This is a genomic window from Streptomyces sp., from assembly GCF_035644915.1.
Lineage (GTDB): Bacteria > Actinomycetota > Actinomycetes > Streptomycetales > Streptomycetaceae > Streptomyces.
In genome coordinates this window covers 23,723-39,022 of sequence record NZ_DASQNP010000006.1, presented here as the reverse complement: position 1 = coordinate 39,022, position 15,300 = coordinate 23,723, and the positions used below count along the sequence as shown (strand labels likewise).

Sequence of the window (15,300 nt, the reverse complement as noted above, 5' to 3'; positions counted from 1 at the left end):
CGCCGCCGCGGAGCACGACGCGCCGGACCCCATGGCCCGGCGCGTCGTGCGGACAGCGGATCGCGGTCGGGCCGCGCGGCTACGCCCGGTGCACCTCCAGCGCCGCCCGTACGGCCGACTCCAGGGCGCCCTCGATCCAGGCGGTCCTGATCGAGGTGTGGTCGCCCGCGAAGAACAGCGGGCCCTCGCGGGTGCCCAGGCGCGGGAACAGCTCGGTGTGCTGCCCGGGCAGCAGTACGGCCGCCTCGCCGTACGCGTACGGGTCCCGCTGCCAGCTCTGGGTGCGCCCGGCGCCGGTGTAGAAGACCTCGACGCGCTGCCCGTACACCTGCTGCACGCCGCGCAGGGCGTACGGGTAGCGGGCGTCGTCGTCCAGGGCGTCCCAGCGCCGCGCGTCGTCGGCCCAGCTGTAGGAGGCCAGCAGGACGCCGCCCTCGCTGCCCGCGACGCGGTGCGAGGGGTGGAACACGAACCGGTTGGGGTTGTCGCACACCGAACCGCCGCCGACGACGCGCGCCGCCTCGGGCTGGTCCCGGGAGATCCAGCGGCACGCGGTGTAGTGCACGCGCTGGGCGTCGGTGATGTGGCCGCGCGGGACGGACGGGTGCGCGCCCAGCAGGCTGCCGTCGTCGGGCGCCTTCCCGGTGCGGTAGTCGTCGTACAGCCCCGGCCGGATCCGCTCCAGTTCGCGCCGCCAGTCGTCCTCGCCGAACTCCCACCAGCGGCGGCTGAACTCCAGCAGCACCTTGGTGGCGCTGTCGTAGTGCAGCTCGGTGACGGCCCGGCGCTTGCCGTACGACAGCGGCGGGGCGATCTGGACGTGCCGCAGCCCGGAGAAGGGCACGGTGAGGATCGCGCAGTCGCCGGTGAACTGCTCGCGCACCACCAGGCCGTCGCGGCCCTCGGAGACGGTGTCGATCCACACCGCGGGCCCGTCGGCACCGATGTGCGGGGTGTCGTCGCGGTCGCCCTGCTTCCCCTGCCGGTACTCGATCCGGGTGGCGCGGCGGTCGAAGCGCACCCGGTCGCGCACCTGCGCCAGCAGCGCGTCGGTCAGGGTGGCGGTGCCGCCCTCCAGCTCCCAGAAGGTGGTGCCGGGGCTGATCAGCGACCAGCCGAGGAAGCTGTGGAGGAAGGACAGCGGGAGCCGGGAGGAGAGGTTCTCCAGGGTGCCGATCAGATCGATCGTGCGCTCGTCGAACCGGGCGTGCTCGGTCAGGAAGCGGTGCATCGACCAGTCGCCGAACCGCTGGACGACCCGCGCCCAGCCCGCCAGGCACTCCTGGAGCGGCTTGTTCACGCGCTTGCCGTCCGGTCCGACGGTGCTGTACTCGTCGCGCACCGGGTCCAGGGCGCGGAGCAGGATCGTCGCGGCGGGGACGTCCCAGAGCTCCTCGGGCACGCCGAAGGAGCGGTTCACGGCCCGCGGCGAGCGGGCGTAGTCGGCGCGGCGGACGCGGACGCCGTTGACGTTGATCCAGGTGCGGTAGGCGGGCTCGCCGTCGGCGTCCACGTCCACCAGGTGGAAGCGGCGGCGCTTCAGGCCGAACCGGTCGATCAGCCCCATGACCAGGGGGTGGCTGCCGGGGATGCGCATGGCCCCGGCCTCCGCGTACTGCCGGGGGTCGGCGAAGGGCTGCGCGGCGCCCTCGTGCCCGCCGGTGCGGAAGGTCTTGACGCGGCCTCCGGCCCGGTTGCCGTTGGCCTCGATGACGGTGACGTCGTGCCCGGCCTGCCGCAGCAGCAGCGCGGCGGTGAGCCCGGCCGGGCCCGCCCCGACGACCAGCACCCTCTTGGGGGAGGTCCCGGCGCGGGGCAGGCCGTCGTGGTGCAGGATCTTCGCGTACCGGGGGGCGAGTTCCTCGTTCCGCTCGTCCAGGAGGAGGATGGCGCGGGCCACCGCCAGACAGGTGTTCCAGTCGGCGGAGGCCGCGGTGTCGGTGGGCCGCTCGGGAACGGGGGGCGCGGGACGGGCGGAGGCCGCGGGGGCGGAGGCGGCGAGCCCGGCGACGGCGGCGGCCGTTCCGGCGCCGGCGGTGAACCGCCGGCGGGACAGGGGCGGGGCGGCGGTGTCGGTGTCCACAGTGTGATGGTCTTCACGCATGAGCCCTGCCTAAGGCCCCGAGGGCCCGGCGGCGCGTCGGCGCACGGGGACACGCGCCGAATTCCCCCGTAAGGGAACGACTTTCGGGTGTGAAAAGGCGTTGGATACGGGCGCGTGCGGTGGGGCATGGTGCCCCCATGGAGACCGCGATCCCCGAACTCGTCACCCTGCGCCCCTTGGACGAGGACCTGCTGCCGGCGCTGCTGGCCACGGCCGTCGCCGACGCCGACCCCGGCGAGGTGATGCCGCCGGTGGACGAGGACGACCGGGGCGGTGCCGCCGGGTGGACGGAGGCGCGCCGGGAGGCGTTCCTGCGCTTCCACCGGTCGCGCCTGCCGGGCGCCGGGTCGATGGAGGGGCCGGCGGAGGTCACGTACGCCGTCGTCGTGGCGGAGACGGGGGAGACGGGGCAGGTGGAGGAGAAGGTGGCGGGAGCCGCCCGGCTGGCCCCGCGGCCGGAGCCGGACGCGGTCGAGGCGGGGGTGTGGCTCGGGCGCTCCTACCGCGGCCGGGGCGTGGGCACGGCGGTCTTCGCCCGCCTCCTGGACGCGGCCCGCGCGGGCGGCGCCGCCCGCCTGTTCGCCAGTACGAGCGCGGCCAACGCCGCCACCCGGCGCCTGCTCGCCTCGGCGGGCGCCGACCTGGAGCGGCACGGGGACGGGACCGTCACGGCGTGGGTGCGCCTGGACCGGCCGCGGCGCCCGGACCGGTCGGACCGGTCGGACCGTCCGGCCTGACGGCACGGCCGGCCCGGAGGGGCGCCGCCCGCACCGCGCGTCCCGCCGTACGCGGTCTGACGGCACGGCCGTCGGCGGCTGCCGATGGGCCATAACCCAGCGCTCCCGCCCGTGCGGGAACTAGGGTCGGAGGTCATGGAACTTCGGCAGCTACGGTACTTCGTCACCGTGGTGGAGGAGGGCGGCTTCACCCGCGCCGCCGCGCGCCTGCACGTCGCACAGCCCGGGGTGAGCGCGCAGATCCGCCAGCTCGAAAGGGAGTTGGGGCAGCCGCTGCTGGACCGCTCCAGCCGCTCGGTGCGCCTGACGGAGGCGGGCGAGGCGGTGCTGCCGTACGCGCGGGCCGCGCTCGCCGCCGCCGACGCCGCGCGGCACGTCGTGGAGGAGTTCACCGGGCTGCTGCGCGGCCGGGTCACGGTCGGGCTGTTCTCCGCGGCGGCCACGCACGACCTGGACGTGGTCTCCGTGCTGGCCGACTTCCACGACGACCACCCGCACGTGGAGATCACCCTCACCGAGGACGTCTCGGACCGGATGCTCGCCGCGCTGCACCGCGGCGAGCTGGACGTCGCCATGGTCGGGCTCACCGGCGAGGAGCCCCCGCCGGACATCCGCCTCCAGGTGGTCATCGACGAGCCGCTGGTCGCGGCCGTGCCCCCGGACGACCCCCTGGCCGGGTGCGGGAGCGTGCCGCTGGCCGCGCTCGGCGACCGGACGCTGATCAGCCTGCCGCCCGGCACCGGGCTGCGCGGCGTGCTCGACCGGGCCTTCGCGGAGGCCGGGATCCGGCCGCGGGTCGGCTTCGAGGCGGCGGCCCCGCACGTCCTCGCCCAGCTCGCCGAGCGCGGACTGGGCGTCGCCGTGCTGCCGGCGGCCTCGGCGGCCGGACACGGGGACCGGCTGCGGGTGCTGGAGATCGTACGGCCGCGGCTGCGCGGCCGGATCGCCCTGGCCTGGCGGGCGGACGGCCCGTCCGGACCGGCGGCCCGGGCCTTCCTGGAGCGGCTGCGCAAGGTCATGCCCGCACCGGAGACCACCGGTCACCGGCCGGTGCCGTCCTCCCCCGCCGGCGAGCCGTGATCACCCGGACCGTCACCGCCGGGCGGTCCGGACCAGGTCGCCCGGAGACCGGAGACCGGAGGACCGCCGGCCGCGCGGGGCGGACGCCGTACGGCACCCGCCCCGCCGGCCTCCCTCAGCGCAGGGCGGAGACGAGCATCGCCCCCGCGATCAGGAGCAGCGAGCAGCCGAGCAGGTCGACGGCCCGCGCGATCATCCGGTACTTCCTCCTCGCCAGGACGGACAGCGCCACCAGGTGGACGCACCGTTCCCCGTTCGCGGCGCTCACGGACCGCAGGTGGGCGATGAGCCGGTCGGGGTGGTCCGCGTGGAGCGCGTAGAAGGCGAAGTAGGAGCGGCCGGTGGGCCGGCCGCTGCCCTGCGGCCTGACGCAGAACAGCAACTGCGCCAGGCTGCCCGCCAGGGCGGCCGTGCCCGCCCAGGCGAGCCACTCCACGCCGTTCCACAGGGAGAAGAGCCCTCCCCGGCGGACGACGAACAGCGTCAGGATGCCGGCCGCCATCGCCGAGAACAGGGCGAGGAGCGTGGCCGCCTTCTGGTCGGCCCGCACCAGTTCGGCACGGACCTCGGCGAGCGCGGAGTCGATGGCACGGGTGTCGGCGGCGGTGTCGGGGGCGGTGTCAGGGGTGCCGGCCATCCACCGCGCCCTCGTCCGGGTGCTCGTCGGCCGGGGCGTCCACCACGCGGGCGGACAGCCCCTTGCGGTTGCGCACGGCCTCCAGGTGGACGACGTCCCCGATGCGGTGGCCCGCCGCGTTCCCGCCGAGGTACACGAACAGGCTCTGCTGGTTGCCGCGCTGGTCGCGGACGTCGGCGAAGCCGAACCCGCTGGCGAGCACGTTGTTGAAGGTGCCCCGGAACCTGTGCCCCTCCTGGACCGTGCACCCGGCGACCGGCTTCGCGTCGGGGTCGGGGGTCACGGGCGGCTGGGGGACGAACCGGACCGCGGCTCCCTCGGTGAGGCTCTGCCCGCCGACGACGAAGCGCGCGTCCACGTAGTAGTCGCCGTGGCCGACGGTCGAGATGAAGCCCTTGGTGGAGTCGCCGAACCACCGGTTCACGGTGCCCTCCAGGGGTTCGGACTGCGGGGCCGGCGGCTGGGGGCGGGGGGACGGTGGCCGCGCCGCCTCCATCTTCCTGATCGTCTCGGTCACCGCGGCGCCCTTCACCCCGAAGGGGTTCTGGTCCCAGACGACCTCCCGGTAGGGCACGCCGCTGGGGAACCCCTTGGCCGGTGCCTGCTCCTCGCGGGAGAAGTAGTCCGCGGCCTTCCTGTGGTTCGCCCGGCCGATGATGGAACTGACCTTGTGGTGGTTGGCCGCTCCGTAGGTGTCCGTGTCGATCCAGATGGCGCTGGGGGAGGCGTCGCTGCTGAAGCGGGCCGCGAGGTCGACGGCGGACCCCACGTAGTCCATGGCCCCTCCGCCGCCCGGGGCCGGGTACTCGATGACCTTCCCGGTGGCGATGCCGATGGTGGCCCGCGTCTCGCCGAGGGCGGCCCGCCGGTCGTTGTTGCGCAGGCTCTCCTGGATCTCGATCGCCGCGCATATCGCCTGGTGGGCGTGGTCCTCCTCGAACACCGCGAGGGCGCCGTCGCCGAGGTACTTGACGATGGTGCCGCCGTGCCCGGTGACGGCCTCCGTCGTGATGTCCAGGAAGCTGCCGAGGATGGGGAGCCAGGCGAGGTAGCCCATCCGGTGCTTCATCTCGGTGGAGCCGGTGAGGTCGGCGAAGAGGATGGTGCGCTCCACCTGGCTGCTGCTGTTGCTGAACGTGTTGTGGTGATCGATGGATGCGTCGGCGCTCACGGTGCTTCCCCTGGCTGAATGCGTGGCTGAATGCGGCGGAGGGGGGATGCCCTGAGAACACGCGGTGGGGCGGGGCCGGCTCAGGGGTCACACGAGACTATGAGCACCTGGTGCGACATGAGAAGGGAATGGACTCATATGACGGGAAGAGTCCGGTAAAGACGACTCGGGATGCTTCCTGTCGCCGGAAACGCCCTGGCCTGCACACTCCGTGCCCATAAGTGTTCGCGGGCAGGGCATCCGCGCGGGGCGCTCCACGGACGGCTCCGGGCGGTTCCGGGACGGCGGGCACCGCGCGCCTCCGCACCGCGCGTCCGCCGCCCGGACGGCCGCCGGACGCGCGGCGCGGAAGCCGCCGGACCTCACGCCCGGCCGGGCAGGACGACCTCGGCGAGGCGGCGCCACCCCTCGCGCGGCAGCGTGCCGGGGGACTGGTCGTCGATGAGCTGGAGGGCGACGTGGTCCGCTCCGGCCGCCAGGAAGTCGTCCACGCGCGCTCGTACGCGCTCCTCGTCCCCCCAGGCGAACAGCGCGTCGACGAGGCGGTCGCTGCCCCCTCCGGAGAAGTCGTCCTCGGTGAAGCCGCCGCGCAGCCAGTTCCTGGTGTAGTTCGTCAGCGACAGGTACATCGCCAGGGCCTCGCGGGCCAGGGCCCGGGCCCGTCCGGGGTCCTGCTCCAGCACCACGCCCAGCTCGGGGGCGAGCAGCGGGCCCGGGCCCAGCGTCTCCCGGGCCGCCGCGACCTGCTCGGCGGTCACCAGGTACGGCAGCGCGCCCGCCGCGCGGTCCCGGGCCAGGCCCAGCATCTTCGGGCCGAGGGCCGCCAGGACGCGCCGGTCGGCGGGCAGCGGCCGGTCGGCGGCGTCCAGTTCGTCGAGGTAGCCGGACATCGCCGAGAGGGGGCTGCGGTAGCCGTCGACCATCTGGGGGTGGCTGACCCCCAGGCCCAGTACGAGCCGACCGGGGTGGGCGGCCTCCAGCTCCGCCCGGCGCACGGCGGTGTCCGCCGCCCCGTACCGCCAGATGCTCTGGATGGCGGTGCCCACGGCGATGTTCCGGGTGGCCGCGAGGAGGGGGGCGGCCTCCTCGATCGTGCTGTGGGGGAGCCAGAGGGCCCCGAAGCCCAGCTCCTCCAACTCGGCGGCGGCCTCGTCGCGCTCGGCCGGCGCCGCGGCGGAGAACCAGCCGAAGATGCCGTGGCGCCCCACGGCGCGTCCGATGACGGAGGTGTTCGTGTCGCTCATCGCGGTGGCTCCCCGGATCCGGTGTGGTCGTGGCGGGCGGTCACCCGCATGTGTCCGGCCCCTCGCCGGGCCGTACGTCGTCGCTCGTGCCCAACACCGGCCACTGCCACCGGAATTCCGCCGCCCGCCGGCCCGGTTCGCCGACGGTCCGTCAGAGCCCGCGGTGTCCTGCGGATTCCGCCGGTCGCGCGGGACTCCCGGGGCCGGTACGGAGCCCGGTGCGCGGATGGGCGGACGTCGTGCGGAGGCGGCCCGCCCGGCGGTGAGCGGCGTTCCGGCGTCGGTCGACGAGGCGGCGCCCCGCGGTGTGCTTCCCCGGTCGATCGCGGGTGCGATCGCGGGTGTCCGGCTCCCGGCCTGTGGCGTTCCCGGGGAGGCCGGCCGCCACCGCAGCATGATCGTTTCTGCGGAAGCCCGGAAGCCCGGAAGCCCGGAAGGCCGAAGGACTCCGCCCCCGGATCACGCCCGGGCCAGCGCCCGTTCTCCCGGCGCGCAGGCGTCCCGCAGCGCGGCCAGCTCGTCCGGCGGCAGCCGCAGCGCGGCCCCGCGCCGGCTCGCGTCGAGCATCGACCGGCCCGCCGCCAGCCACCGCCGGTCCGGCTCCACGCCGACGAACCCGGCCAGCCGGGACAGCTCCTCCTCCGGCGCGTCCAGCAGGTCCTCGTACGCCAGGCTCATCCGGGCCGCCTCCGGCACCTTCTCCAGGTGCGCCACGCACTCGGTCACCAACCGCGACCACAGCTCGCCGAACCGGGCCACCGGAATCTCCCGGTCGGACACCAGCCGGGGGTCGAAGGTGTCCCCCTCCAGCAGCCCGGCCAGGTCCGGCGGCAGCTCCCGGGCGTGCTCCGGCGTCAGCTCGGTGCCGGGCTCCAGCCCCAGGCGGGCGAGGATCTCGGCCTGGAGCAGGAGCAGCCGGAAGCCGGTGTGGCGGCTCATCGAGAGGGCGCAGTCGGGGCCGTCGCGGTGCAGGTGGACGAACCCCGCCTCGGGGAAGCCCGCGCGCAGCCGGGGCACCCACCGCACCGAGAACCCCGAGCGCTCCACCACCGCCCGCCGCCCGAACCGGGCGCACAGCAGGCCGAAGAGCTCCCGGTACTGCCGCTCGACCGGGCGGCGCGGCCAGGCGGACACCCGCGGCGCGAGCTCGTCCAGCAGCCCGTCGGGGTCGTCGGTGAGGTGCGGCAGCACCATCATGCACAGCCCGGGGATGCCGGTGGTCCCGGCCGAGAAGCGTCCCGGGCGCCGCGGATACAGGAACTCCGGTATGGCCGCGCCGCTGCGGATCATCCTGTCGAAGCCCGGGTTGGGGTCGGCGAGGAGCCGCCAGAACTCCTCGCCGGTGAGGGAGCCCTCGGGCATGCCCTCCGGACCGACGGAGGAGAGCAGTTCGTTGAGGCTGAGGACCTCCGGATGCAGGTTGAGGACGCGCGACAGCGCGGTCGAACCGCTCCGTCCGGTGCCCACGACGAAGGACAGCGGCCGCGTGGCCGCCTCCTCCGTTCCGGGGTCCTGCCGCCGGTGTTCGCCGATGATCTCCACCGGCGCAGCGTATGCGGGCGCGCACGGTACGTGCACGACGACTTCCGGCCAACCCGGCCGACGAGGCGGGCGGACGAGGGGGCCTCGCGCGGGCGGCCTGCCCGCGGGGGCGGCCGCACCGGGGCCACGGCCGTCCTCCCGCTCCGGCTCCCGTTCGCGCCGTCCCCGCCCGTGCGTCCGGAGCCCGCCGGCCGCCCCGGCCGGCGGGCTCCCGTCACGCGGGTCACGCGCCATACGGGTCACGGCAGTCACGGCAGGTCGCGGCGGCTGCGGGCGTTGGCGGCGGCGAGGCGGGCGCTGAGCTGTTCGCGGGGGGTGAGCGGCTGGACCTCGTCCGGCGCCGCGTCCCACTCGCGCCCGCCGCCCAGCGGACGCAGCCAGACCCGCCCGGGGTGGATGTCCATCACGTCCCCCACGCGGCCGTCCCGCAGATCCCGCACCACCGAACCGACCGTGATCCCGGGAAGAGCTTCCCGTCCGCTCCGCCCGTCCGCGCGCTCGTGGGTGTTCATCGCGCCACCCACGCCCTCAGCGCGTCCACGGCCTCCTCCGGCAGCTCCGCGAGCGGCGCGGTCGGCACGAAGGCCGGCCCGGGCGCGGTGCGTACGGGTACCGGCGTCCACCAGAACCCCCTGTCGTCGAAACCGAGCAGGACCTCCGCCGCGGTGTCCGCGTCCGTCGCGGCGCGGGCGAAGTCCTCGCTGTCGGCGAAGGCCGCCGAAGGGTGCTGAATTCGGGATTCCATCGTGCTCCGTGCTCCGTGATGGCCCTCTAACGGGCGACTATCACTTTCTGTATCCCGATCGTCGCTTTCCGACGCCAGTAGTGGCGGGGTTTTGTCCACGGCCCCGGACGGGCCCGCCGCGGAGGACGGATCCGGCCCCGGACGGGCCCGCGGTGGCCGGATCGTCCGCCGGGGCGCGCGCGACGCCCTAGGGTGGGCGCCATGTCCGCCCCCGAGCTGATCCGCATCGTCTCCCGCGACTCGCCCATGGCCCTGGCCCAGGTGGAGCGGGTCCGCGCCGAGCTGGCCGCGCGCCACCCCCGCATCCGCACCGAGGTCGTTCCGGTGAAGACGACCGGCGACCGGTGGCTGGGAGACCTCTCCCAGGTCGAGGGCAAGGGGGCGTTCACCAAGGAGGTCGATGCCGCCCTCCTGGCCGGCGAGGCCGATCTGGCGGTGCACTGCGTCAAGGACGTGCCCGCCGACCGGCCGCTTCCGGCCGGCACGGTGTTCGCCGCGTTCCTCAAGCGCGACGACATCCGCGACGCCCTCGTCCACCCGGGCGGGCTCACCCTGGACGAGCTTCCGCCCGGCACCCGGATCGGCACCTCCTCCGTGCGCCGTACCGCGCAGCTCGCCGCCTCCTACCCGCACCTGAGGTGCGTGCCGTTCCGCGGGAACGCCAACCGGCGGCTGGAGAAGCTGGCGGCCGGCGAGGCGGACGCCCTGCTGCTGGCCGTGTCCGGCCTGGAGCGCATCGGCCGCACGGACGTGATCAGCGAGGTCCTGTCGCCCGAGGTGATGATGCCGCCGATCGGCGCGGGAATCCTCGCCCTGCAGTGCCGGGAGGACGACACCGCCGTCATCGACACCGTCAGCGACCTGGGCGATCCGGACACCCACCGCGAGGCCACCGCCGAGCGGATGTTCCTCCACGTCCTCCAGGGGCACTGCAACAGCCCGATCGCCGGGTACGCCAGGGTCGGGCGCGGCGGTGAACTGTCGCTGCGGGCCGCCGTGTTCACCCCCGACGGCAAGACGGTCCTCAACGCGCACGAGTGGGCGGGCCGCCTCGACCCGGCGACCCTCGGCACCTCCGTCGCCGTCGCCCTGCTCCGCCAGGGCGCGCGCGACCTGATCGACGGCATCGCCCACTAGCGCTCCGGGACGCTCCGGCGGCGCAGTTGACTTCAAGTCTGCTTGAAGTTCTACCTTCTCGTTCGCAGGCAGAACTCCTACAGAACGGGATGCGAGATGACCACCGACACGAACGCCGCCGTGCGGCAGGACCAGTACCGGCTCGCCGTGATCCTCGGGAGCGTGCGGGAGGGACGGTTCGTCACCACCGTGGGCAACTGGTTCGTGCGGCAGGCCGAGCGGCGTGACGAGGTGAAGCTCGACGTGATCGACCTCGTGCAGCCGGACGAGGGCGGACGCGGTTTCGCGGAGCGGATCGGCGCCGCCGACGCCGTCGTGATCGTGACGCCCGAGTACAACCACAGCTTCCCCGGCCCGTTGAAGACCGCGATCGACTCCATCAGGACGGAGTGGTTCGCCAAGCCGGTCGGCTTCGTGTCGTACGGCGGGCGGGCCGGCGGGCTGCGGTCGGTGGAGCACCTCCGGGGGGTCCTCGCCGAGCAGCACGCGGTCACCCTCCGGGACGTGGTCAGCTTCCACGACGCGTGGGAGGACTTCGGCCCCGACGGCGAGCACGTGCGGGAGGACGAGGTGGCGCAGGCCGCGACCGTGCTGCTGGACCAGCTCGCGTGGTGGGCGCTGGCCCTGCGGCGGGCCCGGGAGGAGACGCCGTACCCGGCGGCCGGGTGAGCCGGCGCCACCCGGCCGGGGCCGGCCGGGCGGCCCGCACCGCCGCCCGGCCGGCCCGTCACTCCGCGCCGAGCAGCCCCAGCAGCCCGTCCCGGCCGAACATCCGCGCCGTGTCGATGGCCGACGGGCGTCCGGCGGACGGGTCGGCGCCCGCCTCCAGCAGCAGCCGCACCATCTCCTCCTCGTCCTTGAAGACCGCTCCCGCCAGGGGGCTCTGGCCGCGGTCGTTGATCCGGTTGGGGTCGGCGCCGCGTTCGAGGAGGGCCCGCACCGTGGCGGTGCGGCCGTAGTAGGCGGCGAGCATCAGCAGCGAGTCGCCCTTGTCGTTGGTCAGGTTGACCGGTACGCCCGCGTCCACGTACGCGGCGAGGGTGTCCGTGTCACCGTCCCGGGCGAGATCGAAGACCTTGGCCGCGAGCTGGAGCACCTCCGGGTCGTGGGCGGGCTCGTCGCTCGCGGGGGTCGGGGCGTCGGACATCGGGTCCTCCTCGTCGTCGTGGTCGTCGTGCCGTCGGCGGCGCCGCGCCGGTGGCGCTCACCCTACGTACGCTTCGTTCCATGCGACTGCCCGCGACCCGCCGTCCCGCACACCTGTCGGCCGCCGCCGTCGCGCTGGTCCTGGCCGGGTACAACGCGTACCGGATGGCCGTCATCGGCGGACCGTGGCCGGCGATGGTCCTCGACTGGCTGCTGATCGCGGTCGGCTGCGGGGTCCTGTACTGGCGGCGGAGGTGGCCGGTGCCGGTGGCGCTGGTCGCCCTGCTGTGCGCGGGGGTCTACTACCCGGTCAACCCGTACGACAGCGCCCTGCCCATGATCGCCTACGTCGTCGCCCTCTACACGGTCGCGGCCGGGGGGCACCTCGCGGCGGCCGTCGCGCTCGCCGTGCTGACGATGCTGGCCGTCGGGTACGGCGAGCTGGTGCCCCGGCCGGGGGAGCGGCGCCACGTGGACGACGCCGCGATGGTGCTGCTGACCGGCTGGCTGTTCGGCGTGATCGCCTTCGGGCACGCCCAGCGGAACCGGCAGGCGTACCTGCGGGAGGTCGAGCGGCGGGCGAGCGCGGCCGAGCGCGAGAAGGAGGTGCGGGCGCGGCAGTCCGCCACGGAGGAGCGGCTGCGGATCGCCCGGGAGCTGCACGACGTGATCGGCCACAGCCTGTCGCTGATCAACGTGCAGTCCGGCGCCGCGCTGCACCGGCACGCCCGGCGCCCGGAGGGGACCGCGGAGCTGGTGGCGGCGCTGGAGGCCGTCCGCGCCACCAGCAAGGACGCCCTGCGCGAGCTGCGCGCCACGCTCGGGGTGCTGCGGCAGGCGGGCGAGGAGGCGGCCCCGACCGCGCCCGCGCCCGGTCTGGAGGAGGTGCGCGGGCTGGTGGAGCGGGCGCGCGCGGCCGGACTGGACGCGCGGCTGGAGACCGAGGGACCGCGGGGGCGGCTCGTACCGCCGCAGGTCGGCCACGCCGCGTACCGGATCGTGCAGGAGTCCCTGACGAACGTGGCCCGCCACGCGCGGGCGCGGCGGGCGGTCGTCACGCTCCGGTACGAGGGGGACGACCTGCGGGTGCGGGTGGAGGACGACGGGCGCGGCGCGCCGGAGGACGCGGACGCGGCGGCCGGGGCGGGCACGGGCAGCGGCATCGCGGGGATGGCGGAACGGGCCCGGGCGCTGGGCGGCGAACTGACCGCGGGGAACGTCCGCGGGAACGGTGAGGGCGGCGGGGACGGCGGGGGCCGGGGCCCGGTCCGGGGCTTCCGCGTGGAGGCCCGGCTGCCGCTCGGCGACGGCGGGCGGTGAGGCCCCGGAGCCGGATGGCGGGGTCCTCGGAGCCGGATGGGGGGACCCTCAGAGCCGGATGACGACCAGGGCGATGTCGTCGGGGTTGCCGTCGTTCACGCCGAGGTCCTCCAGGAGGTTGTCGGCGATCTCCTCGGGGCCCAGGTCGCTGTGCCGGGCCAGGCTCTCGGAGAGCCGGTCCAGCCCGGTGTCGATGGTCTCCTCGCGGCGCTCGACGAGCCCGTCGGTGTACAGGATGAGGACGGCTCCGGGGTCGTAGGTGGTGACCGCCTGGGGCCGGTGGGAGGGCCTGCTCCGGGCGGCCAGGGGCACGTCGGTGGCCTGGTCCAGGTACTCGACGCGCTTGTCGGGGTGGCACAGCATCGGGGGCAGGTGCCCGGCGCTGCTGTAGGTGAGGGTGTGCGTGTGGGTGTCGATGTCGATCTTGACGGTGGTGGTGGCCAGCGCGCCGTCCAGGGAGCGGGCGTACAGGTCGAGTCCGTACAGCGCCTGGGCGGGGCCGTCGGCGACCCGCATGGAGGCGCTGAGGGCGCTGCGGAGCTGCCCCATCACGCTGGCGGCCTCCAGGCCCCGGCCGACGACGTCCCCCACGGCGACGGCGAAGCGGTCGTCGCTGAGGTTGATCAGGTCGTACCAGTCGCCGCACACGTTCAGCGACCCCATGGCGGGCCGGTAGCGGACGGCCGCGTTGCGGTGCTGGAGCGGCATGTGGGTGGGGAGCATGGCCTGCTGGAGGGTGAGGGCCACCTGGTGCTCACGGGCGTGGGCCGCCCGGAGCCGCTCGTTGTGCTCGTACAGCTCGCGCGCGCGGGCGTAGAGCTCGGCCTCCGCGATCTTCCCGCCGACCGCCCGCAGTTCGTCGCCCCGGCCGGTCAGGCTGCTGGGGCTGGCGAGGCTGTCGCGCACGTACGCGGTGGCGTCCTCGACGCGGTTGATGATCAGGGCCACCGAGCCGTCCGGGTTGAGGACCGGGGTGTTGACCGGGCTCCAGTACCGCTCCTCGTACGTCCCCTCCTTGCCCGGCACGGCGATGTCGTACCGCTGGAGGACCATGGTGTCCGGCTTGCCGGTCTCCAGGACGCGCCGGAACGAGGCCAGGAGGTTCCGCAGGCCGTCGGCCTGGGGGTCGGCCGGGTTCGGCGGGAAGGCGTCGAACGCGTACCGGCCGAGCAGGTCCTCCCGGCGGCGCCCGGTGACCTCCAGGTACGCATGGTTGGCGGCCACGATGACCAGGTCGGGGTCGAGCACCGCTACGGGGGTGGGGATGGCGTCGAACAGGGCTGCGTAGTCGATGTCGCGGCTCGCCTCGATCATGCTCCCTCCCCTCCGGTGCGACGTCGGCCGAGGACCGGGACCTGCCGCCGGTGACTGTGCCAACCGTATGCCTCGAACACTACCCCCTCACCGTCCCGGGCACAGGGTCGAACGGACCCGGCGGATCACGGGACCGGCCGCTCCCGCGCCGGGTGCGCCGCCTCGTGCGCGGGAGCGGCCGGGACCGCCCGGGGGCGTCCGTCCGGCCGGGATGCGGGCGGTTGACGCCCCGTCCGGCCGCTCGCACGCCGTCCGGCTCGTCACGCTCCGTGGCCGGGGTGGTGTGACGGGTTCCACGCCCCTGCTCCGTCCTCCCCCCGTCCTCCCCGCTCCCCGCGGCCGGGGAGGGGACCGGGCGGACGGACCGCCCCGCCGCTTCCGCGGTGGCGTGCGGCATAGGCTCGTGCCATGGCTGAGCACCCATCCGGAGACCGCGGAGACCGTGACGGGCAGAGGGTACGTGTCCTCCTCGCCGACGACCAGACCCTCGTGCGGGCGGGCTTCCGGTCGATCCTCGACGACGAGGAGGACATCGAGGTCGTCGGGGAGGCCGGGGACGGGCGGCGCGCCGTCGCCCTGGCGCGCGAGCTGCGGCCCGACGTGGTGCTGATGGACATCCGGATGCCGGAGCTGGACGGCCTGGAGGCCACCCGGCGGATCGTCTCCGACGAGCGGCTGTCCCGGGTGCGGGTGGTCATCCTGACGACCTTCGACGTGGACGACTACGTGTACGGGGCGCTGCGCGCGGGCGCCTCCGGCTTCCTGCTGAAGGACACCGAGCCGATGGAGCTGCTGCACGCCGTGCGGGTCGTGGCGCGCGGCGACGCGCTGATCGCCCCGGCGGTGACGCGGCGGCTGATCGCGGAGTTCGCCGGGCGGGCGCGGCAGCCCGACCCCTCTCCCCGGCTGAACGCGCTCACCGAGCGCGAGCGGGAGGTCATGTCGCTGGTGGGCGCGGGGCTGTCCAACGACGAGATCGCCGAGCGGCTGGTGCTCAGCCCGGCCACCGCGAAGACGCACGTCAGCCGCATCATGACCAAGCTCGGCGCACGGGACCGGGCGCAGTTGGTGATCCTCGCCTACGAGTCGGGAATGATCACGCCGGGCTGGCTGGGGTAGCACC

15 protein-coding genes are annotated in these 15,300 nt (G+C 74.9%); 6 read left to right on the top strand and 9 right to left on the bottom strand.

Annotated features, from left to right (window positions below):
* Positions 1-79: 79 nt before the first annotated feature.
* Complete coding sequence (locus tag VE546_RS01160; protein ID WP_324916784.1) at positions 80-2,104, bottom strand: flavin monoamine oxidase family protein; 2,025 nt, start codon at positions 2,102-2,104, stop codon at positions 80-82.
* 137 nt (positions 2,105-2,241) lie between these two features.
* Between VE546_RS01160 and VE546_RS01155 the strand changes: the two genes are divergently transcribed.
* Complete coding sequence (locus VE546_RS01155; protein WP_324916782.1) at positions 2,242-2,841, top strand: GNAT family protein; 600 nt, start codon at positions 2,242-2,244, stop codon at positions 2,839-2,841.
* A 135-nt stretch (positions 2,842-2,976) separates the two neighbouring features.
* Positions 2,977-3,921: a LysR family transcriptional regulator gene (locus VE546_RS01150; protein WP_324916780.1), complete on the top strand. Its 945-nt coding sequence runs from the start codon at positions 2,977-2,979 to the stop codon at positions 3,919-3,921.
* A 115-nt stretch (positions 3,922-4,036) separates the two neighbouring features.
* Here the strand turns inward: VE546_RS01150 and VE546_RS01145 are convergent, their stop codons facing one another.
* The 6 genes from VE546_RS01145 to VE546_RS01120 form a co-directional block, all read right to left on the bottom strand.
* Positions 4,037-4,558, bottom strand: a complete 522-nt coding sequence (locus tag VE546_RS01145; protein WP_324916778.1) for a Pycsar system effector family protein — start codon at positions 4,556-4,558, stop codon at positions 4,037-4,039.
* Entirely contained in the window at positions 4,542-5,729 is a 1,188-nt protein-coding gene (locus VE546_RS01140; protein ID WP_324916775.1) for an adenylate/guanylate cyclase domain-containing protein, read from the bottom strand. The genes VE546_RS01145 and VE546_RS01140 overlap by 17 nt, the downstream gene beginning before the upstream one ends.
* 362 nt (positions 5,730-6,091) lie before the next feature.
* A complete protein-coding gene (locus tag VE546_RS01135) occupies positions 6,092-6,973 on the bottom strand; it encodes a TIGR03620 family F420-dependent LLM class oxidoreductase (RefSeq protein WP_324916772.1) in 882 nt (293 codons plus the stop codon).
* Positions 6,974-7,432: 459 nt separating this feature from the next.
* Entirely contained in the window at positions 7,433-8,515 is a 1,083-nt protein-coding gene (locus tag VE546_RS01130) for a sulfotransferase (protein WP_324916769.1), read from the bottom strand.
* A gap of 248 nt (positions 8,516-8,763) precedes the next feature.
* Entirely contained in the window at positions 8,764-9,027 is a 264-nt protein-coding gene (locus VE546_RS01125; protein ID WP_324916767.1) for a hypothetical protein, read from the bottom strand.
* Positions 9,024-9,260 (bottom strand): hypothetical protein, encoded by a 237-nt coding sequence (locus VE546_RS01120; protein ID WP_324916764.1) that lies wholly within the window; start codon positions 9,258-9,260, stop codon positions 9,024-9,026. The genes VE546_RS01125 and VE546_RS01120 overlap by 4 nt, the downstream gene beginning before the upstream one ends.
* Before the next feature lie 201 nt (positions 9,261-9,461).
* On the opposite strand from VE546_RS01120, the gene hemC reads away from it, so the two are divergent.
* Positions 9,462-10,397 carry a hydroxymethylbilane synthase gene (hemC, locus tag VE546_RS01115; protein ID WP_324916761.1) on the top strand — a complete coding sequence of 312 codons (936 nt, stop codon included), beginning with the start codon at positions 9,462-9,464 and terminating at the stop codon, positions 10,395-10,397.
* Positions 10,398-10,493: 96 nt separating this feature from the next.
* Complete coding sequence (locus VE546_RS01110; protein WP_324916758.1) at positions 10,494-11,066, top strand: NAD(P)H-dependent oxidoreductase; 573 nt, start codon at positions 10,494-10,496, stop codon at positions 11,064-11,066.
* A gap of 58 nt (positions 11,067-11,124) precedes the next feature.
* Here the strand turns inward: VE546_RS01110 and VE546_RS01105 are convergent, their stop codons facing one another.
* Positions 11,125-11,544 carry an ankyrin repeat domain-containing protein gene (locus VE546_RS01105; protein WP_324916757.1) on the bottom strand — a complete coding sequence of 140 codons (420 nt, stop codon included), beginning with the start codon at positions 11,542-11,544 and terminating at the stop codon, positions 11,125-11,127.
* Between the two features lie 80 nt (positions 11,545-11,624).
* On the opposite strand from VE546_RS01105, the gene VE546_RS01100 reads away from it, so the two are divergent.
* Positions 11,625-12,863, top strand: a complete 1,239-nt coding sequence (locus VE546_RS01100; RefSeq protein WP_324916754.1) for a sensor histidine kinase — start codon at positions 11,625-11,627, stop codon at positions 12,861-12,863.
* Positions 12,864-12,911: 48 nt separating this feature from the next.
* Here the strand turns inward: VE546_RS01100 and VE546_RS01095 are convergent, their stop codons facing one another.
* A complete protein-coding gene (locus tag VE546_RS01095; protein WP_324916751.1) occupies positions 12,912-14,177 on the bottom strand; it encodes a PP2C family protein-serine/threonine phosphatase in 1,266 nt (421 codons plus the stop codon).
* Between the two features lie 408 nt (positions 14,178-14,585).
* Between VE546_RS01095 and VE546_RS01090 the strand changes: the two genes are divergently transcribed.
* Positions 14,586-15,296, top strand: coding sequence for a response regulator transcription factor (locus tag VE546_RS01090; protein WP_324916748.1), 711 nt, complete (start codon positions 14,586-14,588; stop codon positions 15,294-15,296).
* Positions 15,297-15,300 lie beyond the last annotated feature (4 nt).